The following is a 26,620-nucleotide window of genomic DNA, read 5'->3' as shown; positions in this document are numbered from 1 at the left end:
AAGAAGTAAAGACTTAGAATTTTGAAATACTGGTCCCTGACGATCAATTCGGGATCCGAGATTCAGAATCCTTGGTATCAAAAGCCGTATGATTTCCACTTAGAGTCCACTAATTTTTTTATTTCATCAGACATTATGATTTTATCCGGCCAGGGACGGGTAAATCCTTCATCTGGCCATTTTCGCGTTCCGTCAATCCCCATTTTCGATCCGAAGCTGAAATGCTGGGCTGAATGATCGAGCACGTCAGCCGGACCTTTCGTGAAAATTACATCTCGCTGAGGATCTATGTTGTTAAGAGCGTACCACCATGCCTCGGAGGTATTTTGCACATTTACATCTTTGTCCACCACAACGATGACTTTTGCAAGCATCATCTGTCCCATTCCCCAGAGCCCGTTCATAACTTTGAACGCGTGCCCGGGATATTGCTTGTCGATTGAGACGAAAACGAGGTTATGAAAGATGCCTTCGAAGGGCATGTGGTAATCGACGATCTCAGGGATTACCAGCTTCGCGAGCGGAAGAAAAATCCTTTCAGTGGCGTATCCCATCCAGTCGTCTTCCATTATCGGCTGGCCGACGATCGTGGAAACGAAAATTGGTTTCTTGCGGGTCGTGATCGTCGTAACGTGAAACGCCGGGTAATAATCTGCCAGAGAATAAAACCCGGTGTGGTCGCCGAACGGTCCTTCTAACCGGAGATCTTCTTCCGTATCGACGTATCCTTCAAGGACGATCTCGGATTCCGCCGGGACTTCCAGGTCAACCGTTTTACACTTTGCCAATTCCACGGGCTCGTTTCTCAAAAAACCCGAAAACAAATATTCCTCGATGCTTTCCGGCAAAGGTGCGCTGGAACTGTACATGGTGGCCGGGTCGCACCCGATTACGACCGCGACATCAAGCCGCTTCATTCCAGTCTCTTTTGCTTTTCTGAAATGTGCCGCTCCGCCATGATGCCTCTGCCAGTGCATCGCAGTGGTGTTTTTGTCCAGGACCTGCAGCCGGTAAAGCCCCATATTGCGAGTTCCGGTTTCAGGATCTTTCGTGACTGCCTGTCCGAACAATATATATAACCCGCCGTCCTGCGGCCAGGATTTGGTGACCGGCAATTTATAAAGATCGACGCCCTTCTGGCTAATCACAACATCGTGGCACGGCGCCTTCTTAATGATCTTTGGCGGGAACCTGGCAAGCCCCATGAGCTTCGGCAGCATGGCTACTTTGCCGAGGATCGATTCGGGAACTTTGAGATTGAGCAGGTCGGAGAGTCTGCCGGCGATGTCGTCAAGATTTTCTACGCCAAGCGACGACGCCATGCGCTGTTTCGTGCCGAATAAATTTATGGCAAGCGGGATCTCGCTTCCTTTAACATTTGTGAATAACAGTGCAGGGCCGCCCGATTTCACAACGCGGTCAACGATCTCCGTGATCTCGAGGCTCGGATCGACCTTGGTGTCAATTATTTTCAGTTCTCGTTTCTTTCTTAGAAACTCGATGAACTCGCCGAGGTTATTGAACGCCATTTGAGATATCCATCGGAATTATTTTTTTTGCGCTGGCGTACCGGCTTTTGTAATAGGTGCTCTCGAGAGATGAGATCGTAACTCCTTGCGTCACACTCGCGTGCGCGAAAAGATCATCGCCGAGATAAATTCCTACATGGCTGATCCTGTTCCGCACAGTCTTGAAAAAGACCAGGTCGCCGATGTGCAAATCATCTTTCGAAGCTCTGTCTCCGAGCGAAGATTGCTGAAGGGCGGAGTGGGGAAGTTGAATATCGAATGCCGAATCGAAAACCACCATCGAAAAACCGGAGCAGTCCATCCCCGAATGATCGGTGCCGCCGATCCTGTAGGGCGTTCCCATATAGGACAGGATTATTTCCATCATCTTGTCGCGCGCAGTTTCGGCAGTTCGCGGTGCAGGTGCTTTTTCAATCTTATCGATTTCGGTTTTCATTTTCTCGGTGCTGACATGATGGTCATCTTCCGTGTTCGCTTCGCTTTTCTCCACCTGAAGTTCTTCGGGTGTTTGGTCGAACGTAAATCTTGGTCCATTACCCGAACTCCCGTTATTCCCCGACGCAAACCGCGGCGACGAGCCGGTGCAGCCCCAAATGGTGAAGAATGAGAAGTAAAGGGGGATGAGTGCGGCGGACCCTATCGAAAAAATTGAAGACAATCTTAGGGCGATACGAGCTTTGATCATTGGTGAATTTGTTTTGACAATATAAAAAAGAGAGGTGTAGATAACAAGAAGGGCCACGGATTCACCGACAACTGTGTGGCGATAGAAACTTCAACATCGCTTACGGGTATTTTTCATCTGACAGACAATATCGGTGCGGACCTAATGGAATTATCTCGCGACGGGAAATCGATGAACCCATTCACATGTAGCATAGACGATTGCACCTTGAATCTTGATTCTTGATCGACAAGACTCATTCTCAGCCAGGCTCTCAAGCTGATTGATAGAACTTCCTGAAACCTTATTTTTTCTTTCGATGTTATAAATAGCGTGTGAGGCGCCTTGTTTTCTCCTGCCAAAAGCAGGAAGAAAGGATTTAAACTTCAGCCTCGTGAGCAGGAGAGCTAGCAGAAAACCGATTCCAGGGTTCAGCTTCAAAAGGGCTGATGCCCCGGTCAGGCGCAAAACCGTTAAGAAAGTACTCTTTAACTAAGTCAGGGAGGTCCTCCAAATGTATGTAGCAGTAAATGTCTTGATGTCTATCATCGTTCTTCTATTCGTCGTGAGTGGCATTCTCATAAGGTCCAAACGATACAACTGGCTTACACCAGGTACCATGGAACAGGTGCATGATGGCACGGTCGATACCACAGGATTGGGAAATTTCATCGGAAACTTCTTCTTCGTGATAGCCGGGACGCTTTTGGTCGCGGGAATCTTTAACCATTTTCACATATTTTACGGGCTGGTTTTTTCGATCGCGTTCTTATTTTTCTTGGTCGCATTTATGCTCATTCGCACACAGAAGTATAATCGCAGTATCTTGCCTTCCGGGAAAAGGAAAACAAGCGCGAAAGTTATACTCGGAATTATTGTCGCCGCTTTAGTGATCATAGGCGGCATGCTGATCTACGGCAGCATCGAACAAAGCGTCGATGTGGATAAGGACAAGATGGAGATCGGAGGGCTCTACGGAGCGAGTCTGGACATGGATGGAGCGGCTAAAGTTTCTATGATTAGAGAATTGCCGAAGATTCAGACTAAGACAAACGGTTTCGACTTTGCCAACGTTTTAAAGGGAAATTTCAGACTTGATGGACTTGGAGAGGGAAAATTGTATGTTAATGTGAACACTCCGCTTTTCATAGAAATAAAACTCAAGGACAGTTTCGTGATTTTGAACTTCAAGGATAGCACGGCAACGAAAGCGGTATACGAAAAAATGAAACAATATTGGGAAGCGGAATGAATGTTTCCTTGACGTTGCTGCCTGCTTCTCGGAAGTGCCGCGATTAAGCGCTATTTCAGATCTGTCGAAAGCTCGTATCTCAAGATCCTATTGTGGCCGGTGTCGCTGATGTAAACGATCTTGTTGAAATACGTTATGCCTGACGGATGTAGAAGAGCATTCCCGGATTTCGATGGGCCGAATGATTCATGGAGCAGCTTGCCGTTCAGGTCGAACTTCATCAAGCTGTCTAACGAACCGTCGATCACATAAATGTTGCTCCGGTCATCGACCATGACGGCTTGAGGCGTCACGAAGATGTTTGAAAGTATGTCCGGCAAATTTGTCGGATCGAGACTGAATCTCGAATTCCAGCTCGGTGCGCTTAGCTCGCTTCCCTGGCTGTACGTGAACCAAACGACCTTGAAGTAGGACTTGTTCGGATCCGTCTGAGTTGTGATGAAATCGGTGCCGTACTGCCTGGAATTAAACGTGGTAATTCCGCTCAGCATAACTATCGATTTGTAACCAGTGCCGGTTGGATCGAGACTTGGAACGAATTGGATGTAGTCGCCCGGGTATGGATTGTCGTTTTTGTCCAGATGCAAGATCATATTATCAGGGTCGACGGGACTCGTGTTGTTGTTGCCGGATCGCGTGATGTAATAGTCGTTGTCCGCTAAGACCGCGACGCCGGTGAATTCTCTTCCAGTAATTAGGTTGCCTGATCCATCGCGAGTTATGTGCTCCTGTGGGCTTTCATGGTACACGATTTCGACCGGAGCTGCCGATATGTTGTGATCATAATTGAAGAGCCTGATTTTCGCGATTGCTGCGACGGTAACAGTCGTTCCGCCGACGGTCGTGTCATATTCACATGCGATTATCAAATTAAATCTTCTGTCTTCCGTGATAGCAACTGGCCGTTTGACATACTGAGAATGGCCCAGGACAGTTCCTGCGAGATCGACCATGATGATTCTGTCGTTGTCCGGTTCCGTCACATATAAAATGTAATCATAACCGATTTTTATGTTTTTCGGGTTGCTGAACTCTATCCCTTTCCATGCAGGCTGTATCTGGATATAATTCGTGTCCATCACAACTTGCCCGGTTGCTTTTGGAAGCGTCGAGATATTTACAACGTTGGATTTTTCGTTGCATCCCGACAACCAAAACAGCAGGAGTGAAAAACCGATCATGTATGATGCAGATTTCATTTCAAAATCTCAAATTTAATGAAAACCGGTGAACATCTCCGAGACGCTGATAGGGAGTGAACGCATAGTCGAAATACACGAGAGCGAATCTCGCATCTATTTTCACTCCGGCACCGAGCGAATAATTTTGCTCGTCAACGTTGATCTTGTAGCCGGCTCTGAGGAAAAATGACGAATCATAAGAATACTCGGCGCCGAGTGCTATGTTTTCGGAATTATCCCCGGGATGATTCAACTGCGCCGATGTTGTCAGTTTGTTAGTTTCATCCTGATACGGCTCGAATGCGAATCCGATTCTGAAAAATGTCGGTGGAGAGAAACTCTGAAAACTCGAGACGGTTGTTCCATCCACAAGCTGTACCGATCCTGAAGGAGTGAGCTGGCCGCCGAAGTTGCTCACCGAAACAGCGAATCTTGTCGTCCCGAGTCCCGTCCAATAAAAGGTCCCGAGGTCGATGAGCACGCCGCGCATGCTCAGTTCGGCAAGAGTCTCGTCGACGAATTTCACGCTTACGCCAAAACTGAATTTGTCCGTCATCTTGCGTGCGTAGGTAGCTGCGAGTGCAAGATCGCCATACCTGAAGTACGCCCCTGTGCCGGTCGGCTGGAACTCAGTCGTGACCAGCATGTCGTCCGATTGGAGAGAGATTATGGAAACCCCGAAACTGTTTTGTGAATCGAGATGGTACACGCCGCCGATAAAGTCGTGCTGTAAACCAACAAACCAGGTTGAATGCGAAAATGCAATTTCCGTTTTGTCGAATTCCGTAATTCCTGCCGGGTTATAGAAAAGCGCGTACGCATCGTCGTCAACTGCGGCGAAGCTCTCGGCCATTGCATTCGCGCGTGCTCCGATTCCGATTTTCAAGAAGTCCAGAGCAGTTATGCCGACTCTCTGCGCACCAAGAACAGGAATAAGCTGGGCTTTCGAAGGAGCGGCATTAAAAAGCAGAAGATAGAAGCAAGGGACAAGAAGCAAAGCGGCCCGGATTCCGGCTTCTAATTTCTGACTTCTGACCTCGTGTCCAGGGTTCGCAAACTCCACGTTATGTCTCTCCATCACAGTTTCACCGAGATGCCGATCCTGATATTTCTCGGCGGCAAATATCGCGATTGGTCGAGCGGGTACGGATCGATCGGCGCCGTAAGGTCGGGGTATCGTGGATCATTCCACGATGGTGGTACAGGGTCACCGAGCTGGTAGGCTCGTCCGGTGACAGGATTGATAATATCGGAGTTAAGATCGTTGAACAGATTTTTCACTTCGATCATGAAAGTCATATCCACACCGCCCAGAGTAAAATATTTTTCGAAATTGAGATCGACGTAGAACCAATTCGCGCCGACTTTGCTGTATGGATTTTGCGTATTTACGGCGTAAAGCGGTTCCCCATTTGCCGCATATGTTCCAGTGGAGTAGTAAGGCGTATATCTTTTTCCGCTTTCGAAGAAAATTCGAACGTACGTTTCAAAGTCATCGAGAATGCCCTTCCCAAATCCCCAAAGCCCGTTTTGTTTTTCGTTGTAGACAGAAAGATTCGCGGAGAGTTGAAGCGGGCGGTCCCACGACATGTAAGTTTCGTTAATTGCCTCGCTAATCAGGCCTTGGACCGCAAGGATACCTTCCTGTTCAGAGCTTGATTTCCCTGTTGCGACTGAATATGAGCCACTCAGTGTACCGTTAAACCAATTCCCGATTCGCTTCCTGTATTCAACCTCGATTCCTCGTGAACGTGTGAAATCGGAGTTGACATATGTTATAAAATTCTGTCCGATAAGCGATGCGGAACTAACCTGCGCTTGCTTGGTCTGAACATAATCGAAAATATCTTTGTAGTAGGCAGTAAGCGTCAGGACGTCATCGCTAGTGAACTGGTTGCGAAGCCCGAGCTCATAGCTGACGGTCGTTTCGGGATTCAGATTCGGATTTCCAAATGCCTGATATGTTGACATCGCGGTGCTTGGCTCCAACTTTGCGTATACGAACTGTGGTCGAGGCCATTTCGAAAAATGTCCATAGTTGAGGAAAAGAGTTTGGTTGTCGGAGACCGGATGTGAGATTCCGAGACGGGGGCTGATCCGTCCTTTCCATCGTCTGCCGAGAAAGTTGTATGTGTCCTGGTAATACTGGTCGCGGATCGCCTGCGGTATGGTGATTACCTGCGGATTCTTCACGGCGTCGTCAACATATTTTCCCGGGAACCAGTAATCGAAACGCAAACCGAGATTCAAAATCATTCCATTCGTGGTGATGGTTTCCTGGCCGTAGGCCGAACCTGCGGCCGGGTAGACCTGATAAACATCGTTGTTCAATCCCATGACGCCGACCCACGGTTCGTAAATGTCGACGAGTTGCATTTCTTCGAAATTCATATCGAAGCCGGCTTTGAACTTATTTTGCTCGCTGAAAAAATCCGTGAGATCGAACTTCACTTCGTTGTTTGCAAAGAAGTGGTCGTGCCACGTATCTGCATTGCCATAATCGTAGAACCCGTCGCCCGGAATAATTCCGATCGTATCGCGATTTGTGTTATAATATTGCGGCGGCAGCGTGACAACATCGACCGGCTGCTGGTATAGTGAGTCCGGCAATCCGTTCGCGTCGGCACGGAGGTGAGTAAAGAAATGAGCGAACTTCAAATCGTAGAAGGCGTTTGAACTGAGCGTTTGGGTTATGTCGATAGATTGTACGGTGCTGACGTGGGTGTAGACATCCGCATTGCCGAGTATGTTCTGGAATTGATACTGGTAACCAGGTGTCGGCTCCGTATATTCCAGTGTAGTTTGAAGTTCCTGGGTATTCTCATTTATGCTTACGTTGCCATTGTATGAGTATGTGATCTTAAATGTCTGGCTCGGCTTGTATGTAATTGTCCCGAGCCCGTACCACTCGTTCGAGAGTTTAGGGGCAAACCTTGTCCCATAGAAAATCGAGGAGTTGAGACGGGAGGGCGGGTCGATTTTGAAGGTGACTACTTGCCCGTTCTGGTATCGTTGTCCCCAAAGAATCTGACCGTCGGAGAATGCAGCTGCAAAGCTCCCGAACAGAGTAATTTCCCCCGGAATATTGATGCCCAGCGCCGGAAGCAGATATTTCGTTATCGGTTCAGGGCCGCCGATATTGGCCTGGTAATCATCCGAATTGAAATCGGATGGAGAATTTTTGTCGGCTCCCCAGTTATCGGTCTTATATTGGAAGAAAAGATTGTACTTGTCGCCGCCTTCTTTTGTCTTCACGTTTACGATTCCGCTCGTCGCCTGGCCGTATTCTGCGTTATAGCCGCCGGTGATGATCTCCATCTGCTCGATCGAGTTCGAGCTTAATTGCAGACCGAAGCCTGTGCCCGCAAGCGGATCCTGGATGTTGATACCGTTAAGCAGGTAAGCATTTTCGTACGATCTCCCGCCTCGAATATGAATCTCATTGTCCGCCGCGACGACTCCGACTTGCTGCGAAACAACATCCTTTACGTCCTGTACGGCAGAAACTTTTATATCCTGGCTGGAAATTGTCCTTGTGCTCTGAGTCTCGGCCGGATCCATCAGGGGTTTCTGGCCCACAACCACGACCTCCTGTCCGAGAGATAGAGCAGTCTCCTCCAATTTTGTATTGACCACCGTGGGCTCACCGTCTTTGACAACCACTCCTGTATGTTGGACCTCCTTGTAACCTAAAAGCCGGAAGACTAAAGTATATTGTCCTGCGGTGACGTTCTTGATTTCAAATTTCCCGTCGATATCCGTCGATGCACCATAATAAGTTCCTTCAATGAGGACGTTAACCCCTACGAGTCCTTCATCGGTGGCGGAATCGGTGACTTTGCCCTCTATGCTTCCGCGCTGCTGGGCGAATGAGTCTGAAAAAAGAAGCAAGAGACAAGAAGCCAGAAGCCAGAGTCCTGTTTTCTCGCTTGTCGTTTCCTTTTTGCTTCTCAATTCTTGCTTCTGATTTCTCATTTAGAACGCTCCAAAGTCGTGAAAAACTTTGTAGATCAGCTGATAAGCTCTCGTATTGGGTGATGTAGTTGAATTCCCGTTGAAACGGTAAAGTGGTACACCAACGACGAAGGCTGATTTGTCTCCACTCATCACTCCCACGACAGGTTGCGCGCTATCCGCGCCGAAAGGCTGCATTTGGTATATAACATTAGCGCCGACCACGGGATAGATTTCATGCAGTTCTCCGACGAAGAAATTGTTGTCGCTGACCAAGTTCGGGTATTGTGTCGAATCAATTGCGACAACGTAGGTTCCGGGCCAGACGGTCCCCTTAGATGTTATCGGACGACTGTTAGACCCTGCTCCCCGAAGAATATCCGATGAAATACTATCGATAGCGTCTGTGAAATCATGCAACTCCAAACCCGCGGCATCCACTGCATTCGTATCATTGACGGCAAAGTAGTTGAAAAATATTTTACCGCCATTGCTCCTGAATCCTCTAACAGCTATCTGAGCGATGTCGAAATTTCTTTCATCGGATGTAAACCAGAAAACATACTTGTACAGCTTCAATGTTTCCTGGAATGATGGAACGACGTATGGCTGCACCAGGTTACCCTTGCTCGGGCTTGTGGGCGTCATTCCTGCTCGTATGTCCCACACATCGTATTTCCCTTTAAGGCCAAGACTATCGAATATGTTTTTGTAGAACGGCAATGATTGATCTTGAGAGCTGTTGTCATTCACGATCAAGAGATTCCCGATCGGCTTCTTGACAAACCAGGTGTGGGTGGTATCCGGCATTCTCGCCACTTGACTGTATGCACCGGCGACGTCCTTTGCCTTGATATAGAACACGTTGTTCCCGCCCAGCTTCATATTTGGCAACGGCGTGCTCAAAGGTTGATATGACATGTTAGCATAAGTGTTTGCATAAACGTCGCATGAAACCGTGGAAGTGTCTGTCGAATTCTGGGATACTCGAGCTTCGAGAGTCACAAAACTGGCCTGCGGCGGAAGTTCTACCCAGCTCGATGGAGACACTGTGTCATTAAGTGCGATATAATAATTTGTTATTGTATTATTGCCGTCAATGTCATTGCCTTGCCATCCGAATGACGCGACAGTAAAAGTGGTGTCGGGGATGTCGCTTCTCGTTGAGAATTGGCCGCCGTTCATCACAAACATGACTGTCGGCGGCGTATTTGCAATCGGAAATTTTATTGACGGTGGATCAGGATCGACTGAATTTCCCAGACTCGCGAATACGACAGTATCGCCGTCACTTAATTTTTCCTTGAGTGAGTTGTCGATCGCGGCCGCGGTGAAGGTGTAGACCGTATCTTTTTGATACAACGGAAGGTGGAAGACGCTGTCAGTCTTAGTAGTGAATGTCCAAATTTTCTTGTTGAAAGTTATTACGTAGCCGATGACCAGACCGTCCGGATCATTTGCCCACCAGTGTATTTCAAGACTGCTCGGTTGAGGATTGAAATTTACGGACTGCGTCGAGTCGCGGTATGGAAATGCGGAGACATAGGTTTTCGGCGGGATATTGCCGATGCTTGTCGAAGAGAAGTGTTTCACACAGCTGGAAAACAAAAACATAAAGACTGGAACAAAAAGCAAAACGTATAAACTTCTCATAGTAACTGAGACTCTCTCAGATTTTCCACACTCGCAAAAATATTGCACGCCCATCTCGATCGATTTGTTCCCCGGGTGCCCCCTCTCTGTTTTCTTAGAGAGGGGGCCAGGGGCATATTTTCACTTCAACAGCAACATTTTCTTTACCTGACTGAAGCTTCCTGCATTCAACCGGTAGAAATAGACTCCGCTTGCAAATCGAGATGCATCAAAGGTCGCAACGTAGTTGCCTGGAGCCTGATGCAAATTCACGAGCGTTGCAACTTCTTGACCGAGGATGTTATATATCTTCAAGGAAGCGTCGCCCGGCTTCGCGATCGAATATTTTATGGTTGTTGTCGGATTGAACGGATTCGGATAGTTTTGTGAAAGCGAGAAAGAAGACGGAGTAGGTGATTCCTCCTGCTTCACGGCGTCAACCTCTCCGACAAAATCGGCGTTCGCTCGCGGGTCGATCTTGTATTCGCTGTTGGCATATCGCATGATTCCGATGATATTCCTTATATATGCACCGTTCGGCATGATGTGGTAACCCCATGTTGTGTCATGCGGGTCAGGGCTGAACGTATTGCTGCCATCCGATGCGGCCCGGCAGTCCCCGGATCCGTCGTTGATCATGTATTCTCTGAAGCTTCCGGCCGGAGTTGTTATGCTGTAGGTGGGAGCATCGGGGTCGTTGTTGGTTATGTGAACACTGTCGAACTCCACGAGCACGCCTTTCCATCTCGAAGCTGTCGAGTCACCGCTCAGGACGGTGGCACCAAATGTCTTGGTTTGCAATTTCACCGGCGCAAAAGGCTGTGCACCGCTTTTGAGGACTTTCACGGAGTCAACTACAATTTCATTCACTGCATTATAATAATTCTCCGTTCCCGACACTGAGACACTGTCGCCTCTATGGAGTTGGTAGGCAACGCTATCATAGAGCACGATTCCGCTCCACGCACTCGCCGCATCTTGCATGAAAACGTACGGAGTCTTGGGATTATTAGTCCTATGGTCGATCTTCGCTGGAATATCGCTTGTATCGGCTTGAATTATTCCCGTCACGGTGATAGGCAAGTCCATTACACTACTGGAGGCGTCTTTGAATGGAGTGTACTGGATGTCCTTGATACTGTGGCTACCTGATTTCACATAGTAGAATAACGGAGCTCTTGACGTGTCGGGGGAAATCGATTCCAGCGTGTTGCACCAGGCTTTAAAATAATATTTCACCAGCGATCCGCTGGGTTCTGGTGGAAACTTGGCGATGTAAGTGCTGCCGGTATCTGCTGTCATGACCATGCGCATGTAGGAGCTGTCGTTGACCGAGAAAAATGCTCTGACGGAGTCGACGGCGGGGTGTGCCGTGTCGGTGGATACCACAGAAACTCTGATAGCAACCGTGTCATCCGGTGACGGCAATGCAGGCGAACGCCTTGATGAGAAACCGGTGGCCGTAATAAGTGGAGCAAATCCGACCACCTCCTCGTCGCCGGGATAAAGAGGAATGATCTCATACCCGTACGTTGAATAGGCACCCAGTATGCCCCTTATATACGCAATCTTCGAACCGATCGCAGGTGGGCCGTAATTGGGATTTGCTGCAAAATTCCGCGCGGTGAAATACTTTGAAGCGTCATAGATACTTATGGTGTTTCCTAGCGAATCGGCTACAGTAACGGTCCACTGTTTGCCAGTTGATGATGTCGATGTGGTCCGTGTTTTCACCGTGACATTTCTGATTATCACGTAGGCACCTTTATATTTCGTGCCGATGTCGAAGCTGACTTTTCCTCCCGAGGAGTGATCTCCCGTAACGAGATTGCTGAGACTTAGCTCGACAGGTGATGGCCTGTTAGTTATGCTTTGAATTCCGATGGTCTGGTTGGCAATAGGCGCCAATTCAAAGTTGCCGCAGATGCTAGATGCTGTATATTTCGATAAAACTCCCGTCAGTTGGATTACGTATCCCGTATCGACTGAACCAATGCCAATGGGATTTGCAATGGTCCATGCTCCGAAAATGTTCATCCCTCCCCATTCTGCGCTGTCTGTACTCTGAACGTAAAACGAAGTATTGGCGGGGCTCATCCCCATCAAGGTAGGATCGGCGATGACGATACCGCTGACCGTTATTGTGTCGCCAAGGTATTTTGAGTTGGTCAGGCTCGATCTGCCGGTTGTCCCGAGAGAGTCGGCGATCTTTAGCGAATCTGCGGGAATGAAGTTCACACTGTCCAGCGGAACGACAGGATAACCCGGCGCTTGTGCGAAAACACGTCCGCTAATAAGTAATAGAATCAATCCCATTATAGGGATGTGCAGTAGAGATTTTCGTTGCATTTTTTCCTCCGTTGTTTTTGGTAGTTAAATGTTCTTTTCTACCTCTCGGCGATGAAGCAATGCGTTCGGCATTATCTTCGATCTTGTTTTCGGCGCTGCACGTTCACCCTTCGGCATCGAGAATATTTGATGCCGGGTAAGAGACGTTGATTGCCGTAAGTTATTTTATTACCAGGAACTTTCCTCGTTTTATTTCTCCGTTGTCCAGGTTTTTCACGGTGAATAGATAGAGTCCGGTGGCGATCGCTTGATCCCCGCTTGTGATCAAGTCCCATGCGTGTAAACCGCCTGGCATCTTCTGCAAGTTGTCTGAATCATAATGCTGGAACCATTGTATGTCCGATCCGTTGTATGTCGCCGCATCATGCTGGAGCGTTGCCACGATGTCACCGGCGATTGTATATATTCTGATCTCGCATCTTGAGGGAAGATTATAAAAATAGATTTTTCTTTCACGTTCGCCCGTTCCGTCCCAGTATGCTCTCGTATAATACGGATTCGGAAAAACTCCCACGCTTTGCGAGTTAGCTGCAGTCGCATCAGGTCCCGGGAAAATTTTTCCTATTGCCCGAATGGAAGCCAGGCTCGGCGTCCCGGCCACCGGGTTGCCCTTGTCGTAAGCTTCGACTCCGAGTATATATTGCCAGCCGTTCAGGAGGAACGGAACGGTAAATCTATAGCATGAATCGGCAAGTTGCCCGGCAAATTGCGCGGGTGTTTTTATCTTTGCAGGCATTCCCGCATCGAAGCCTACGGAATCTATCAGATCAAAATTAGCGATCTCTTCATACGGATCCTGAATCCCAAGGAAATCATAGCCCGCTCTCGATTTGTAAAGCCGGTAGCCTTCGAAATTCTTCCGATTCAAAAGTGGATCGATGACATTTTCCGGCGTGTCGTCCCAGTAGATTGTTGCCTGCGCGTTGCCGGGTTCTATGTGCACGTGAGGCGGGGGAAGAATATTCGGGAAAATGTACCGGTGAATTTTCCCGTCGCCATAGACGTCCTCACCTGGATCGAGAATGCCGTTGCCGTTTCTATCATCGCCGTCGTAAGTTCGCTGCGCCCACGTCGCATTGCCGTACAATATGGATCTGCATGCGGCGACGTCGTTCTGGTAGTCGGTCGGGATGCCGGTGTCAAATTTCGGAGCGCATACTATCGCAAACGCAACTGTAACCGACGAGTCCGGCTGGAGCTCCGTAGGCCCGACCGAGAGAAGCGTGTACCTGTTTCCCGCTCTACCCAGGTAACTTGGGTTAGTGGAATTGGTGTAGTAATCGGATGGCAGCGAGGTTTCCATCTTCTCAAAACGAAGGGCATCGGAGCCCGGCGAAAGGAGATTGGCATCGCCGGAGGAGGCTTTGTATTGCCAGGCGTTGAAATGGGTGTAACTGTTCAACGAGTCGAGATATGACGGCTGGGATTTCACCACAGAGGTTAACGGATCGACGCCGAGAAGCTTTATGGAAACGTAATTGTCGGTCGGCAAGTCGCTCGTTTTATGTTCGGCATCGAACGCGTAAACCAGCCTCAGGGAATCGACATATCCGAGACCTGTGCCGCTGAAAAAACCGTTTCCTTCCGAGAGTTGCCGGTAGTTTGTGTTTCGAACGACAAAATCGTTCACAAATCCCACAAACATGGAGTCGATAGGGTAAGTCCCGGTGTTGGTGATCTTGTAACTCAGAACGACGAAGAAATTCGCTATCGGATATGCCCACGCGTAAGTCTCCTCGTGCACCGAGACGTTCAGCGGCACGTGTGGCTGCCCGCCATTCCCGATGATCTCCTGGTTCGTTTTCGGATCGATCGTATTGGAGTCCGTAAAATCTGCAACAAAATCCTGGTGGCTTACTGCGTTGTGGGAATAGTAGCGTGAATCTAAGAGCGAGCTGCGCTCCGTAAGTCCACTGTCAATCGGCTGTGTAAACTCGGAAGGATAGGAATAATAGTCGCTGGTCGCGGTGCTGACGAAAGGTCCCTGGCCATTCCTATATCCGCCGATCCAGAGTCCCCCGCTGAAAAGATGCTCTATCTTCGATCGGACGGGAGAAAAGGGAAACTCGCATGATGGTTGATCCGGCCAGAAGGACCGATCTAATTGATTGCCGATTTTACCGAAACTCGTGACAGTTAAACCGATATTTCCGATGCTCGTACTGTTGTTGTCGGAAACCTGAGCTATGGCAAAACTTGCGACAGATGAGATGATTAAAAAAAATCTACATAACTTAGTAACCACTCACACCACTACTTGTTTACTCTCTTTTACGGCTCTTAAACTAACCAACTATAGAACTAATTTCAAGGAAACTTCCGTTAAGCCATTGTTACCAAATGTTAACTTCACAAAGTCCTTATCAGCATTTCATATCTGCGGACGGCAAGTCGAAGCGGAAAGGAAACTTAAACTTGCGTGCAAACGTTGAGTCGTTAATTGCGATCTTGTGTATGGAAAAACAATCGGAGAAGCCATGAAAACAGCGGGGATAATAATTTCCGTTCTCGTAATTGAATCAGCCATTCTTATTGTCTTTGTTCACTCAGGCCTGTATAATGTCGCAGCAACTTCACCGGATCCTAAAGTGATTCGCTGGATCTTCAGCAGGACGAGCGATAATTCCGTGGAGCATCATGCAAAAGGAATTGCAGTGCCTCCGTTGGCAGACAGTTCCATGATACAGGAAGGCTTCCGCCATTATGATGAGATGTGCGTGGAATGCCATGGTGCACCCGGGGTGGAACGTTCGGAAATCGGGAGGGGACTCTATCCGCATGGACCGAATCTCGCACACTCGGCAAAGGAGCTGCAGCCCGCAGAGTTGTTCTGGGTGATCAAGAATGGAATAAGAAGTACGGGCATGCCGGCGTTCGGGCCGACGCATTCCGACGAAAAGATATGGGCGATGGTTGGATTTCTTGAAAAGATGAAAGACATGAACCCGCTAGAATACGCGGCAATGATGAAGGCCGCTCCCAGTGGCAAAGGCGGCGACATGGAGGACGTAGACATGGGTTTTCATAGAAGAAAATAGGTTTAAAGGCAGAAACAACTTGGCATTCCCCACCCTCTTAATTAATATTATGGATCGGGCAAAATTTTGCAGAAATAACACCATCGATATTTCATTAACAAGAACTTCTGTCGAGTGCACGCCGTCAACCTGATAATTTTAATTCCGTGATTCGCTTGCATTACAAACATGCCTTTTCTACATTCTAAATACTTCGGTTTTCAATTTTATTTATTGTTTTCCACGACAAAAAGGAGCGAGCATGAAATCAGTAGGTTTATTCTTTCTTATATTTCTGGCTGCTGGTTGTTCACCTCTGGCGCTTAAACCGGCAGATTTCTCCTGGCCGATTGAGAGCGAATTGAAGGTGAACTCCCGCGGGATGGTTCAGGAAGATCGGTACAGTATATCTTTTAACGTCAAACCGTTGTTTTATGAGGAGACGAAAGATTCGTCGGATGTTGCCAATCATACTATCCGGCTCATACGGGACGAGCGCGGCTTCTATTTCATCACGGCGGCACACTTCAAAAATGTCTATGTGTTTTCGCAGAACGACGGCAGCCTGTCGCTTGAGAAAGCAATCGCGGTTTCCAAGGATGGACTTTCATCTCCCGCGTTTAATCAGAGAGCGCCGTATATCGAGCTGCTCAGCGGCAAAGACAGGCCAATCATGCTGACAAAAGATGGAATTCAAGAGGAGGCAAAGAAATGAATCACCTTACTCGAAGTTTATGTACCACGATGGTCGGCGTCATCGGAACCTTCATGACGTTTTCCGTTGTCGCCATGGCACAGGAGCAGTCCGACTACGCCATTGTACAATCGTTCCAGGAAAAATACAAAGCCATCAGGGAAGCGATAAAGGAGGTCAAGACGGTTCAAGAATGCGCGGAGGTGAGCGCGAATATTGACGAGCTTGAAAAAGAATTTGCTGCAGATACTGCCCTATTAAATAAGTCTCTTTATCCCGACAAGTACGACGATGTAGTAAGCGAAGCCCGGGTTGAGCTGCGTCTCAATCAGGATAAACTCGGGATCATCGAATCCTCGGTTGCACGCATTACCGAATTAGAGGAGCAGGTTCGCTCCTTATCTAGGGCGGTTGATAGTATGGATACCATAAACGATAGGTTGCTGGCGTCTATTGACGTTATGTCCAAAGCGTTGGAAAAGAACGCGACAACAATTGATTCTCTCAACCACCTTGTCACATCGCTCCGTCAAAGCATAAGAGCGCGCGATGAAGCGATTTTTGCAATGGTCGACAGCATGTTCATGCAGTATGATAAAAATATCCAGGGGCTTCCCGATCAAGAGAAAAAAATACTGGTTGGGAAAATGGAGCGACACAATGTCGTTTCAAATATCATGGAAGCTGCGAAGGCGAATTTGAAATTTCTCGAGACAACACAGTTGAGCGGCAAGGATCTTGCCGGGATGGTCAAGGAACAGCGGCAGTTCAGTTCGTACTGGAACGGACTCGGCCCGAAGCTTGCCAACGTTTACGTCAGCTCGAAGGATCGGGCAAAGCAGATTGCCGCTATCGATACGGTGATCGCGCAATGGGGGAGAAAGACAGACTCTACTCTTTGGACAGATCTGAACGGGGAATTCTCCAGCAAGCAAATTCCCGTCCAGCCGTTTCATAGTGCCGATGAATTCGTCGCGAATTTGAGTAAGTATTTCGACGATCAAATCAACGACTCAAAGTCTTCGAACGAGGAGAAAGCCAAGAATCTAAACCATTTTGCCGATGATGTTTGGAACCCAAGCATAAACTCACAGTGGCTTCCAACTCTTGTCGATGGCGGCGTCATCACGAAAGATCAAGAGAACCAATTGCAGACGAAATTTGCGTCGTGGCAGTCAGCGGTGAAACCTTCACACATGTTTTTGTATGCTGGAATATTTATCATAATTCTCATCGTGATAATTGTGATTGTCATTCGAGGTCGAAAGAAGCCACAAGCTGGTGAACCGAATCCTCGTGCATAGCAGTTGACGCCTTAATTAGAAACAAAAAGTCCCGTTTCGAATCCAATCGGAACGGGACTTTCTTGTTTTCTCTATGAATTAAATTTCTCGGAAATTATTTATTCACGGCCTTCATCATCTCGGAATTATATCTGTCCCCGGCAGCAACCCCAAGCGGAGCGGCTTCGTTTATGCGCGCCAGATCTCCGCTTGTTAATTTCAATTCGATTGCGGCGGCATTCTCCTCCAAATATTTTCTCCGTTTTGTCCCGGGAATCGGAACAATGTCTTTTCCTTGTGCGAGAACCCAGGCGAGCGCAAGTTGGGCCGGAGTGCATCCCTTCTCCTCGGCAATGACTTTGACCTTCTTCAGGAAAATGAGGTTCTGCTTCAAGTTACTTTCTTCGAATCGTGGATTGTCCAGTCTGAAATCTCCTGCTACAAAACCGCTTGAGTCTTTTATCTGACCGCCCAGGAATCCGCGTCCGAGCGGGCTGAACGGTACAAAACCGATTCCGAGCTCCCGGCAGACAGGAAGGATTTCTTTTTCGACGTCCCGCGTCCAAAGAGAATACTCGCTTTGCAAAGCGGTGATCGGGTGAACTGAGTTTGCACGCCTCATGGAGTCCACAGAGGCTTCCGATAAACCGATGAAGCGAACTTTCCCTTCTTCGACAAGTCTTGACATGGCTCCGACAGTCTCTTCAACCGGGGTATTTGGATCGACGCGATGAGCATAATAAAGATCGATCGTTTCGACACCGAGCCGCTTCAAACTCCCTTCACATGCCTGCATGACGTATTCCGGCGTTCCGTTTACTCCGGTGAGTATCCCATTTTTCGAGCGCATGAATCCGAACTTGGTTGCAATGTTTACTTTGTTCCGATAAGGTTTTAGTGCCTTGCCGACAAGTATCTCATTTGCACCGAGCCCGTAGACGTCTGCAGTGTCGAATAGGGTGATCCCGAGCTCCACCGCGCGGTATAGAGTCGCTATTGATTCTTCGTCGTTCCCCGGGCCATACGACTGCGACATCCCCATGCAGCCCAGACCGACACCTGAAATATCCAATCCAGACTTGCCAAGTCTTCTATGTTCCATGATATCAACTCCATCTGAAGCCTGTGCAGGAGGTAAGAAAAAAGAAGTCAGAAATCGGAAAACTAACTTCGTCCAGGTTCTTGCCTCTTACATCATGCTTCTTACGTTATTTGTTCACTGTTTGCATCCCCGCTTCAGAGTAGCGCATGCCTGCGGCTGCGTTGGGAGGAATAGTTTCATTGATTCTCTCCAGATCGCCCTGCGTCAACTTTACATTGAGCGCACCGACATTTTCTTCGAGATATCTTACGCGTTTCGTACCGGGAATCGGCACCACGTCTTTTCCTTGTGCCAGTACCCATGCGAGTGCAAGCTGCGCGGGCGTACAGTGTTTCGTCCTCGCCATTTCCTCTACATTTGAAACCAAGTTGAGATTCTTTTTCAAATTGTCTCCTTGAAATCGCGGATGGGTCTGTCGCCGAAAGTCGCTTGCATCCAAAATGTCGAGACTCTTGATTGCGCCTGTGAGAAATCCCCTTCCGAGAGGGCTGTACGGAACGAATCCGATTCCAAGCTCGCGGCACAACGGCAGAATTTCCGACTCGACGTCGCGTGTCCAGAGAGAATACTCCGTTTGAAGTGCGGTGATCCGGTGGACCTTGTTTGCACGTCGAATCGTCTGTGGTGCTGCCTCCGACATTCCGAGAAAGCGCACCTTGCCCTCCTCAATGAGTTGTACCATGGCACCGATCGTTTCTTCGATTGGAGTACTAGTGTCGACGCGATGCTGGTAGTAAAGATCGATTGTTTCAATACCGAGCCGCCTCAGGCTTGCCTCGCATGCTTGGCGCACATATTCGGGTTTTCCGCTTATGCCGAGGCGCTCACCGTTTTTACCGCGCACGTTTCCAAATTTCGTCGCGATGGTCACTTTGCTTCTGTAAGGACTCAGCGCCTTGCCGACGAGTTCTTCGTTGGTGAACGGACCGTACATGTCAGCGGTATCAAAGAAAGTGACTCCAAGATCTATCGCGCGATGTATTGTCTTGATTGATTCTTCATCGTTCGTGGGCCCGTAAAACTCCGACATTCCCATACATCCAAGTCCGATCGCGGATACCCTCAATCCCGATTTTCCAAGTTCTCGTTGTTCCATTGTCTCCTCTATTTAAATATTATCCGAATATTTTTAGAAATTCATTGGTCTACTGAATTCGTGGAAAGCTTACCAAGGTTTTACTTCTTGAATCTTGATTAGAAACTGGAATTCGGAGGCGAGAATCAAGATTCTCTGACTTCTGACCTCTTGCATCCGGTTCCTATTTCGGTTTTGCTCTTAAGTATTGTGCCGGGTATTGCGGGTCGTCGCCCAAAATTTTTGCAGCGTGGAGCGGAAAATATGGATCGCGTAAGAATTCGCGTGCCATAATGATGACATCCGCTTTTCCGGAGACAAGAATATTTTCAGCCTGGCATGCATCCGTGATCAATCCGATTGCCCCGGTCATCATTCCTGCCTGTTTTTTTATCTCTTCTGCAAATTCAACCTGATAACCCGGCGAGATTGGAATCTTTGCTCCGGGAGCGATTCCGCCGCTTGAGCAATCGACAAGATCGATTCCGATTTTTTTAAATTCCTTTGCCAGTTCAATTGACTGCTCTAGATCCCATCCGCCCTCGATCCAATCGGTGGCCGATATTCGCACAAACACCGGCAATTCCGGCGGCCACGTTTCTCTGACTGCCTCTGCCACCTCAAGCGGAAATCTCATCCGATCTTTCAGACTTCCGCCATATTCGTCCTTTCGATGGTTTGATAACGGCGAAAGAAATTGGTGCAGTAAATAACCGTGCGCTGAATGAATCTCCGCGACCTGGAAACCGGCAGCAAGACTTCTTTTTGCGGCGTCTGCAAACTGATCCACGACCATCTTGATATCGGCATGCGACATCTCTTTTGGCATCGGGTAGTTATCCGAGAATTTTGCCGCGCTCGGAGCAATCGTCTGCCAGCCCCCGCTGCTCAATGAAACTTCTCCTTCGCCTTCCCACGGAATCTTCGTTGAGGCTTTCCTGCCGGCATGAGCGAGCTGAATTCCGACCGCTGCCCCATATGATCTTATGAAATCGGTGATCCTCCTGAACGCTTTGACATGCTCATCTGACCAGATGCCGGTATCTGCCGGAGAGATTCGTCCTTCGGGTGAAACTGCGGTCGCTTCCGTGATGACGAGCCCGCTTCCACCGACGGCCCTGCCGCCAAGATGAACTAGGTGCCAATCGTTCGGGATTCCATTTCTTGCGGAGTACTGGCACATCGGTGAAACCACAATTGTGTTTCTTAATTCCAAATTTCTAATCTTGATCGGTGATAATAGTTTGCTCATTGTTTGTCCTGCTCGCAAGAAATAGATGTAAGAAGTTTGTGGTTTGCCATAAACGCCAAACCGTCAGAGGTTCTTAGGTTTCAAAATTCGTTCAATTTGCCGGATATGGTTGATGTCGTGTCCCGCAGACATTCTGACGATGGTCTCGACAGACTCTTCCCCGCGCTCGGAATGTATGCCGGAGAGTTTCCGTTGTTCCGGCGAAAGCAATTTCAATTGAGCAAGGTTCGCCTCACGAACGGATCTAAACTGATCGAGTGACTTTCGTACATCACGTTTTTCGTAGTGCAGCGCGGCGGCCCAGTCGTCCTGATTAAATGCTGGGATAGGTCCGCCCGGCGCACCAAGGATCATGCGAATGCGGTAACCTGCGACTATTTCGGTATCGGCCAGGTGCGCTACAATCTCAGCGACCGACCACTTACCGGGTGCTGGTCGCTTCCGAAGTTTTGTTGCCGGCACACCTTTCAGAAGGTGTTCAATCTTTTTTGCGGCGCCCGCTTGGAGTTGAATCGGGTCCTTTTCTTCTGTGTAACTGAAAAGTCGTTGCCGATATTCCTGTGCTGTCTCTTGCATTTCTTTTAGCTCCTCTCGTTCTTGGATTTCATTTTCTCACTTGATATGATACTTCAAGAATTCCAGCGTCATCGGCCAAGCTTGCATTGCGGCTTTCTCACTGTATGCAGCGCGCTGGTCGCAAAAAAATCCATGGTCTGCGTAAGAGAAAGTGACATTGGCGAATTCTTTTCCGGCGGCGCGAAGAGCATCTTCAATGGCGCGAGTATGCTCGGGAAGAATATGCTTGTCAAGTCCGCCCCAGAACATGAGAATCGGCCCATGAAGATTTTTCGCTCGATCGAGTAAGCCCTGCGCGATCCCGCCGCCGTAAAATGATACGGCGGCTTTTAGCGGCACCAGCGAATCTGCGAGAAACGAAACTCTTCCACCCATGCAAAAACCGACCGAACATATATTTTCAGATTGCGTTTTCGAGTCGTTCGTCAGCCAGTCATACGCAGCTTTGATGTCTGCCTCCAGATTTACGTTTGTCAGCTTCGAGACATGCGGCTGTGTCCCGGAAAAATCCGTGTAACTTCCCTCGAAGCCGGGACCAGTGCGATGGAAAAGTTCAGGCGCAATTGCCGTAAATCCCTGTTTCGCAAATCTGTCCGCGACATCGCGGATATACGGGTTCACTCCAAATGCTTCTTGAAAGACCATAATGCCCGGGTGCTTGGCTGTCCCTTTGGGGTTCGCTACGTAAGCGGCCATGGTAGTACCGTCATGTACTTTTAGCTCGATGAAATTTCTTCTATCCGACATTTCCTCCTCCTCTAAAAATAAAAATCAGAAATAAGATCCAAGATGCCGGATTACCCGTTTCCGAGTCCTGGCATCCATCGTTTTTACCTCGCCACTGTCGGATAAAGTTTTGCTCCGATTATGACGAGTATAATTGTCGATACGATCAATGCAACAAAGTCGATGAATATTCCGTGCACGCTTGTTCCACCGACGAGCATCATACCGCGCAGTGCGTCCACCTCGTAAGTAAGCGGATTGATCTGTGCCACAACCTTGAGCCAATCGGGCATGATTGAGATCGGATATATAGCGTTGCTTGCGAAGAACAATGGCATTGTTAGTATCTGCCCGATTCCCATGAAGCGCTCGCGCGTCTTAACGATGCACGCGACTATCAACGAAAAAGTCGAAAAAAGTGCCGCCCCTAAAATTACTGCAAGACCTATCCCGAGAAGCGAGAGAGGTTCCCACGATAGTTTCACCCGCAGCAGCATGGCAAGTAGATAAATGATTATTGCCTGCGAAAGCGCACGTACCCCGGCTGAAAGAGCTTTCCCGAGAACGAGCGCAGACCGCGGAGTCGGACTTGCGAGGAATTTATGAATGATTCCGAGGTCGCGTTCCCAGATTATTGCAATGCCGTAGAAGATGGCGACAAACAGAACGCTCTGTGCCAGTATGCCTGGAGCCATGAAGTCTAAGTAGCTCAAGTTTCCGGTCGGTATTGCTTTTACACGGCTGAAAACTTCGCCGAACACAAGCATCCACAAAGCCGGTTGAGCTGCACGCGTAAGAAGCTCCGTCGGATCGTGACGCAGCTTTCTCACCTCAAGCTCAGTGATCACCAGGGTTTTATTTATGAAGTTTTTGATCCAACTTATCGCGCCGATCCTTGGAACGATGATCTCGTTACCCAAGTCTACGCGCAGTACGTCTTGTCCTTCTAACATCTTTTAGATTTTCTCCCGTTTCACTGTTTTCAAGTGTGCTTCCAACATAAAACTCAAATACTTCATCAAGTGTGGTGCCATTGCTCCCAACCGAAGCTTTCAATTCGCTTGGCGACCCGACCGCCGCAATTATTCCGTGATTCATGACGGCAACTTCATCACACATCGCGTCCGCCTCCTCCATATAGTGTGTCGTCATGATTATGGTTGTCCCGGCTTTGGCGAGCGCGCCGACATATTTCCAGACGTTGTCCCGTGCGACCGGGTCAAGACCGACAGTCGGCTCGTCGAGGTAAAGAACATGCGGCCGGTGGAGAACTGCCTGCGCAATCTCAAGCCTTCTTATCATTCCGCCGGAGTAACTTCTTACAAGCTTATCCGCCGAATCTGCAAGGCCCATGAAATGGAGAGAGTCACTTATTCGCTTCTCTCTTTCCTTTGACGGAAGATCGTACAGCTTTGCGAAAACGAGAAGATTTTCATAACCGGTTAGAGTTCCATCCGCAGACAGAAGCTGCGGAACATAACCGATGATACGTCTGACGCTTGACGCGTGATGGACAATATCGAAACCGCCGACTGTCGCGTTGCCGGATGTAGGGGGCAAAAGCGTAGTCAACATTTTGATCGTCGTCGTCTTTCCGGCGCCGTTCGGCCCGACAATTCCGAATACTTCACCGGACCCGACTGAAAAGGATATGGAGTTAACAGCGACAAAATCACCAAATCGCCGAGTGAGATTTCTTGCTTCAAGTATGATGCTGTTCTTTCCGTCTTTTCTATTCTGTGCTACAGTTGAGTTTTCCAATTTAGATTCTGCCATGATATTTGGACTCGCAATGATTCCTAATCTTTAAAATGTTCAGTAAAGTAAAATTCTTCGAGCCTTTCGACGACAGCTTGAATGCTGAAGGCCCTTTCGACTCGTTTTCTTCCGGCTTCTCCAAATTCTTTCCTCATCGATGAGTCACGTGCTAGTTTCAAGATGCCGGCGGCAAGGGCCTGATGATCTTTTGGCGGAACGAGAATGCCTGTTTCATTATCGACCACGATGTCCAGCACTCCTGCATTTCCGCTTGCCACGATAGGCAGTTTCATCGCCATCGCTTCCGTTAGAGTCAGGCCGAATGACTCCTCGTGCGAAGGAAACGCAAAAATATCCAGCGCCGACATAATGCGCGGAATGTCTTTTCGAAATCCCGGCAGCTGCACAAACGAATCGAGAGCAAGCTCGTTCACGAGGGTTCTTACATGCAGTTCGTAATCTCCTTCCCCGTAACTTGCTCCACCGACGACGAGGAAACGGAAATTCAATTCCGATTCAGTCACAATTTTCTTTGCAGCTCTTAGAAACTCCTCTTGGCCTTTCCCGGGTGACATTCGCCCCGTCATCCCTACCAGAATTGCATTGTCCGGAATTCCAAGATCCTCCCGCACAGCATTCTTGTTGTACAGGCTCGGATTGAATTCGTCGAGTGAAATTCCCGGCGGAACAATGTGAACTTTGTTCTCAGGAACCGGACACGTGTTCACGACGCTTCCTTTTATGTAGTTTGAGATTGCAAATGTTCCCTGTAGTCTTCCGTAGAGGAATCGATGCAACGGATCGGTTTTCTTCACGCCACTGGCGACGTGCTTCGTCAGAAAAAGTTTTGCGTGCGAAGAGGAGAGTTTCATTGCCGGAACGAGCCACCATAAGTCGTGCGAGAGGTGCGTATGTACGATGTCGTAGCTGTAACCTTTGAGAAGCCGGCTCAGGTCCTTGATTGTGCTGACGGCCTGGTTGTCTTTTCCGAGAAGACCGACCGACGGGACGCCGGCGGCGTATGCTTCCTTCAAGAGTGTCGTTCTCGGAACGCAGAGAAGGCTGACCTCGTGTCCGCGTTTCTGTAATTCGCGTGTGATGAGGAGTGCCTGCATTTCAAGTCCTCCCCACGATCGGGAGCCGCACGATTGGAGGATTTTCAACTTATATCTCCATTAACCTCACGAAGGTTCAAGAACTTCGCAGAGTTTTCGGGCAGGGTTACCATACCTTCTGCCCGATTGCCTGGTCGAGTTCATACCTGCTCACGACAAACCGATACAGCGCCTGGATCTGCATAAGCTCTGCCTGTGAAAGGGAAGTTTCCGCGTCAAGTAAATCCAGGTTTGTAATTGTGCCGGCGTCGTAGCGTATTCGCGCCTGCTCGACTGCGCTTTTTGCCTGTTCGACCGTTATATCAGTCATTCTAAGTCTATCTAAACTCGACTGTACATCTGATATTCCTTTTTGTACGTCCGACTTCACTTGCTCTGCGACGCCGCTCCTGTTGTCTTCGTAGACACGAATACTGGCATTTGCTTCTTCTTCCAAATTTCTCTCGCGAAATCCGTCGAACAATGGGACCGCCAATTGGATGCCCGCGACGAAATTACCGCGCAGAGCCGTCTGGTCGGGAAATAGACCATTCTTCAGTCCCCACATCAACGAGGCACCCAGCGTCGGATTATTCGTTGCGGAGGCGACCTTGTATTGCATTTGCGCACTGTTCAGTTGATCGTCCGCGACTTTCATCTCGATCCGGCCGCTCAGAGCTTGCGAAACGAGTGAATCTGTATTGAGCGGCACAGGTTCTTCTGCAAACTCACCCGAGAGATTGACCGGTGAATCGGGGGCGAGTCCGAGAAGGCGTCGGAACACAACCTTAGTATTCTCCAGATTATTTTGAAGATTGATCTTCTCATTTTGTGCAGCGGCAACACGAACCTGGGTCGTCAGAGCGTCGAAGTCAGTTGCCGTTCCGGCTTGAACCTTTTTTTGGGTCATGAGGAGATGGTCATTTAGATTTTTTATTTCTTCATCCTGGACTCGAATGCTTTTCTCAAGGAAGAGTATTGCATAAAAAGTTTGGATGGTACGATACGAAAGTCCGCTCTTTGCAAGTTCGAGGCGGTCTTGCGCCGTGTTTACCTGGCTTGCCGCGAGGTCAACCGATCTGCTTCGCTTATTAAAATCATAGATTATCCCCTCGGCAACGAGATGTTCGTCCCACGCGTTTAACGGGTAAAGCTGAAAATTCTGAGGGGGAATTCCCGGGATCGGAAATACGACCGACGATGCGGGACCCAGGCGTGCATAGGTCAAGTCCGCATTTGCGTTTGGATAGTAGCTGCTTTTGTTAACTTCCACTCCAGACTGGAAGACATCAATCGAATGCGCCGCCTGCAAGATGTCAGGATTCGTCTGAATTGCCTTTTGGATCGACTCGTTGAGTGTCAGCGAGTCAGTGGGTGTAGTCTGAGAGAATCCCGATACCGGGATTGTAAACGAAACGATTGATAAAGTTATTATAAAAAGAGATTTCATTATGTTCTCACCATTAGTAAATAATTTCCTGG

The 26,620-nt window shown here is 48.7% G+C and carries 21 protein-coding genes; 4 read left to right on the top strand and 17 right to left on the bottom strand.

Translation table 11 applies throughout. The features are described 5' to 3' along the window. Window positions 1–77: 77 nt before the first annotated feature. Both VLX91_14470 and VLX91_14465 read right to left on the bottom strand, forming a co-directional pair. Window positions 78–1,529, bottom strand: a complete 1,452-nt coding sequence (locus VLX91_14470; GenBank protein HUI31412.1) for a menaquinone biosynthesis decarboxylase — start codon at window positions 1,527–1,529, stop codon at window positions 78–80. Then, window positions 1,516–2,214, bottom strand: coding sequence for an NlpC/P60 family protein (locus VLX91_14465; protein HUI31411.1), 699 nt, complete (start codon window positions 2,212–2,214; stop codon window positions 1,516–1,518). Before VLX91_14465 ends, VLX91_14470 begins: the two co-directional genes overlap by 14 nt. A 493-nt stretch (window positions 2,215–2,707) precedes the next feature. On the opposite strand from VLX91_14465, the gene VLX91_14460 reads away from it, so the two are divergent. Further along, the gene (locus VLX91_14460) at window positions 2,708–3,445 is read left to right on the top strand and encodes a DUF3784 domain-containing protein (GenBank protein ID HUI31410.1); all 738 of its coding nucleotides are present in this window, start codon (window positions 2,708–2,710) and stop codon (window positions 3,443–3,445) included. A 50-nt stretch (window positions 3,446–3,495) separates the two neighbouring features. Here VLX91_14460 and VLX91_14455 read toward each other — a convergent pair whose 3' ends face one another. The 6 genes from VLX91_14455 to VLX91_14430 all read right to left on the bottom strand — a co-directional run bounded on the left by VLX91_14455 (window position 3,496) and on the right by VLX91_14430 (window position 14,806). Then, window positions 3,496–4,644: a hypothetical protein gene (locus VLX91_14455; GenBank protein HUI31409.1), complete on the bottom strand. Its 1,149-nt coding sequence runs from the start codon at window positions 4,642–4,644 to the stop codon at window positions 3,496–3,498. A gap of 1 nt (window position 4,645) precedes the next feature. Further along, complete coding sequence (locus VLX91_14450; protein ID HUI31408.1) at window positions 4,646–5,704, bottom strand: PorV/PorQ family protein; 1,059 nt, start codon at window positions 5,702–5,704, stop codon at window positions 4,646–4,648. Continuing rightward, the gene (locus tag VLX91_14445) at window positions 5,704–8,601 is read right to left on the bottom strand and encodes a TonB-dependent receptor (GenBank protein ID HUI31407.1); all 2,898 of its coding nucleotides are present in this window, start codon (window positions 8,599–8,601) and stop codon (window positions 5,704–5,706) included. Before VLX91_14445 ends, VLX91_14450 begins: the two co-directional genes overlap by 1 nt. Beyond that, a complete protein-coding gene (locus VLX91_14440) occupies window positions 8,602–10,173 on the bottom strand; it encodes a hypothetical protein (protein HUI31406.1) in 1,572 nt (523 codons plus the stop codon). Window positions 10,174–10,353: 180 nt separating this feature from the next. Next, entirely contained in the window at window positions 10,354–12,561 is a 2,208-nt protein-coding gene (locus VLX91_14435) for a T9SS type A sorting domain-containing protein (protein ID HUI31405.1), read from the bottom strand. 160 nt (window positions 12,562–12,721) lie between these two features. Beyond that, window positions 12,722–14,806 carry a hypothetical protein gene (locus VLX91_14430; GenBank protein HUI31404.1) on the bottom strand — a complete coding sequence of 695 codons (2,085 nt, stop codon included), beginning with the start codon at window positions 14,804–14,806 and terminating at the stop codon, window positions 12,722–12,724. Between the two features lie 232 nt (window positions 14,807–15,038). On the opposite strand from VLX91_14430, the gene VLX91_14425 reads away from it, so the two are divergent. The 3 genes from VLX91_14425 (at window position 15,039) to VLX91_14415 (ending at window position 17,576) form a co-directional block, all read left to right on the top strand. Continuing rightward, on the top strand, window positions 15,039–15,599 hold the full coding sequence (locus VLX91_14425; GenBank protein HUI31403.1) for a cytochrome c: 561 nt from the start codon (window positions 15,039–15,041) through the stop codon (window positions 15,597–15,599). Between the two features lie 241 nt (window positions 15,600–15,840). After that, a complete protein-coding gene (locus VLX91_14420) occupies window positions 15,841–16,293 on the top strand; it encodes a hypothetical protein (protein HUI31402.1) in 453 nt (150 codons plus the stop codon). Beyond that, the gene (locus VLX91_14415; protein HUI31401.1) at window positions 16,290–17,576 is read left to right on the top strand and encodes a hypothetical protein; all 1,287 of its coding nucleotides are present in this window, start codon (window positions 16,290–16,292) and stop codon (window positions 17,574–17,576) included. The genes VLX91_14420 and VLX91_14415 overlap by 4 nt, the downstream gene beginning before the upstream one ends. A gap of 94 nt (window positions 17,577–17,670) precedes the next feature. On the opposite strand, the gene VLX91_14410 is transcribed toward VLX91_14415, so the two are convergent. The 9 genes from VLX91_14410 to VLX91_14370 form a co-directional block, all read right to left on the bottom strand. Further along, window positions 17,671–18,657, bottom strand: coding sequence for an aldo/keto reductase (locus tag VLX91_14410; protein HUI31400.1), 987 nt, complete (start codon window positions 18,655–18,657; stop codon window positions 17,671–17,673). Window positions 18,658–18,763: 106 nt separating this feature from the next. Continuing rightward, a complete protein-coding gene (locus VLX91_14405) occupies window positions 18,764–19,753 on the bottom strand; it encodes an aldo/keto reductase (GenBank protein HUI31399.1) in 990 nt (329 codons plus the stop codon). 163 nt (window positions 19,754–19,916) lie between these two features. After that, a complete protein-coding gene (locus VLX91_14400) occupies window positions 19,917–20,984 on the bottom strand; it encodes an NADH:flavin oxidoreductase/NADH oxidase (protein ID HUI31398.1) in 1,068 nt (355 codons plus the stop codon). A 63-nt stretch (window positions 20,985–21,047) separates the two neighbouring features. Further along, window positions 21,048–21,560: a DinB family protein gene (locus VLX91_14395; GenBank protein HUI31397.1), complete on the bottom strand. Its 513-nt coding sequence runs from the start codon at window positions 21,558–21,560 to the stop codon at window positions 21,048–21,050. 36 nt (window positions 21,561–21,596) lie between these two features. Then, window positions 21,597–22,307: a dienelactone hydrolase family protein gene (locus VLX91_14390; GenBank protein HUI31396.1), complete on the bottom strand. Its 711-nt coding sequence runs from the start codon at window positions 22,305–22,307 to the stop codon at window positions 21,597–21,599. An 83-nt stretch (window positions 22,308–22,390) separates the two neighbouring features. Then, the gene (locus VLX91_14385) at window positions 22,391–23,239 is read right to left on the bottom strand and encodes an ABC transporter permease (GenBank protein HUI31395.1); all 849 of its coding nucleotides are present in this window, start codon (window positions 23,237–23,239) and stop codon (window positions 22,391–22,393) included. Then, window positions 23,199–24,062, bottom strand: a complete 864-nt coding sequence (locus VLX91_14380; GenBank protein HUI31394.1) for an ATP-binding cassette domain-containing protein — start codon at window positions 24,060–24,062, stop codon at window positions 23,199–23,201. Before VLX91_14380 ends, VLX91_14385 begins: the two co-directional genes overlap by 41 nt. 23 nt (window positions 24,063–24,085) lie before the next feature. After that, window positions 24,086–25,207 (bottom strand): glycosyltransferase family 4 protein, encoded by a 1,122-nt coding sequence (locus tag VLX91_14375; protein HUI31393.1) that lies wholly within the window; start codon window positions 25,205–25,207, stop codon window positions 24,086–24,088. 58 nt (window positions 25,208–25,265) lie between these two features. Further along, window positions 25,266–26,588, bottom strand: coding sequence for a TolC family protein (locus VLX91_14370; protein ID HUI31392.1), 1,323 nt, complete (start codon window positions 26,586–26,588; stop codon window positions 25,266–25,268). Window positions 26,589–26,620: the final 32 nt, after the last annotated feature.

Source organism: Candidatus Acidiferrales bacterium, assembly GCA_035515795.1.
Taxonomy (GTDB): domain Bacteria; phylum Bacteroidota; class Ignavibacteria; order Kryptoniales; family JAKASW01; genus JAKASW01.
This window is presented reverse-complemented; position numbering and strand designations above follow the sequence as displayed.

Excerpts from the sequence above, each read along its gene's own strand:
- VLX91_14450 (HUI31408.1), bottom strand. The coding sequence starts at position 5,704 with ATGGAGAGACATAACGTGGAGTTTGCGAACCCTGGACACGAGGTCAGA.
- VLX91_14410 (HUI31400.1), bottom strand. The coding sequence starts at position 18,657 with ATGGAACATAGAAGACTTGGCAAGTCTGGATTGGATATTTCAGGTGTC.
- VLX91_14460 (HUI31410.1), top strand. The coding sequence starts at position 2,708 with ATGTATGTAGCAGTAAATGTCTTGATGTCTATCATCGTTCTTCTATTC.
- VLX91_14395 (HUI31397.1), bottom strand. The coding sequence starts at position 21,560 with ATGCAAGAGACAGCACAGGAATATCGGCAACGACTTTTCAGTTACACA.
- VLX91_14405 (HUI31399.1), bottom strand. The coding sequence starts at position 19,753 with ATGGAACAACGAGAACTTGGAAAATCGGGATTGAGGGTATCCGCGATC.
- VLX91_14385 (HUI31395.1), bottom strand. The coding sequence starts at position 23,239 with ATGTTAGAAGGACAAGACGTACTGCGCGTAGACTTGGGTAACGAGATC.
- VLX91_14435 (HUI31405.1), bottom strand. The coding sequence starts at position 12,561 with ATGCAACGAAAATCTCTACTGCACATCCCTATAATGGGATTGATTCTA.
- VLX91_14400 (HUI31398.1), bottom strand. The coding sequence starts at position 20,984 with ATGAGCAAACTATTATCACCGATCAAGATTAGAAATTTGGAATTAAGA.
- VLX91_14420 (HUI31402.1), top strand. The coding sequence starts at position 15,841 with ATGAAATCAGTAGGTTTATTCTTTCTTATATTTCTGGCTGCTGGTTGT.
- VLX91_14470 (HUI31412.1), bottom strand. The coding sequence starts at position 1,529 with ATGGCGTTCAATAACCTCGGCGAGTTCATCGAGTTTCTAAGAAAGAAA.
- VLX91_14425 (HUI31403.1), top strand. The coding sequence starts at position 15,039 with ATGAAAACAGCGGGGATAATAATTTCCGTTCTCGTAATTGAATCAGCC.
- VLX91_14465 (HUI31411.1), bottom strand. The coding sequence starts at position 2,214 with ATGATCAAAGCTCGTATCGCCCTAAGATTGTCTTCAATTTTTTCGATA.
- VLX91_14445 (HUI31407.1), bottom strand. The coding sequence starts at position 8,601 with ATGAGAAATCAGAAGCAAGAATTGAGAAGCAAAAAGGAAACGACAAGC.
- VLX91_14370 (HUI31392.1), bottom strand. The coding sequence starts at position 26,588 with ATGAAATCTCTTTTTATAATAACTTTATCAATCGTTTCGTTTACAATC.
- VLX91_14455 (HUI31409.1), bottom strand. The coding sequence starts at position 4,644 with ATGAAATCTGCATCATACATGATCGGTTTTTCACTCCTGCTGTTTTGG.
- VLX91_14415 (HUI31401.1), top strand. The coding sequence starts at position 16,290 with ATGAATCACCTTACTCGAAGTTTATGTACCACGATGGTCGGCGTCATC.
- VLX91_14380 (HUI31394.1), bottom strand. The coding sequence starts at position 24,062 with ATGGCAGAATCTAAATTGGAAAACTCAACTGTAGCACAGAATAGAAAA.
- VLX91_14390 (HUI31396.1), bottom strand. The coding sequence starts at position 22,307 with ATGTCGGATAGAAGAAATTTCATCGAGCTAAAAGTACATGACGGTACT.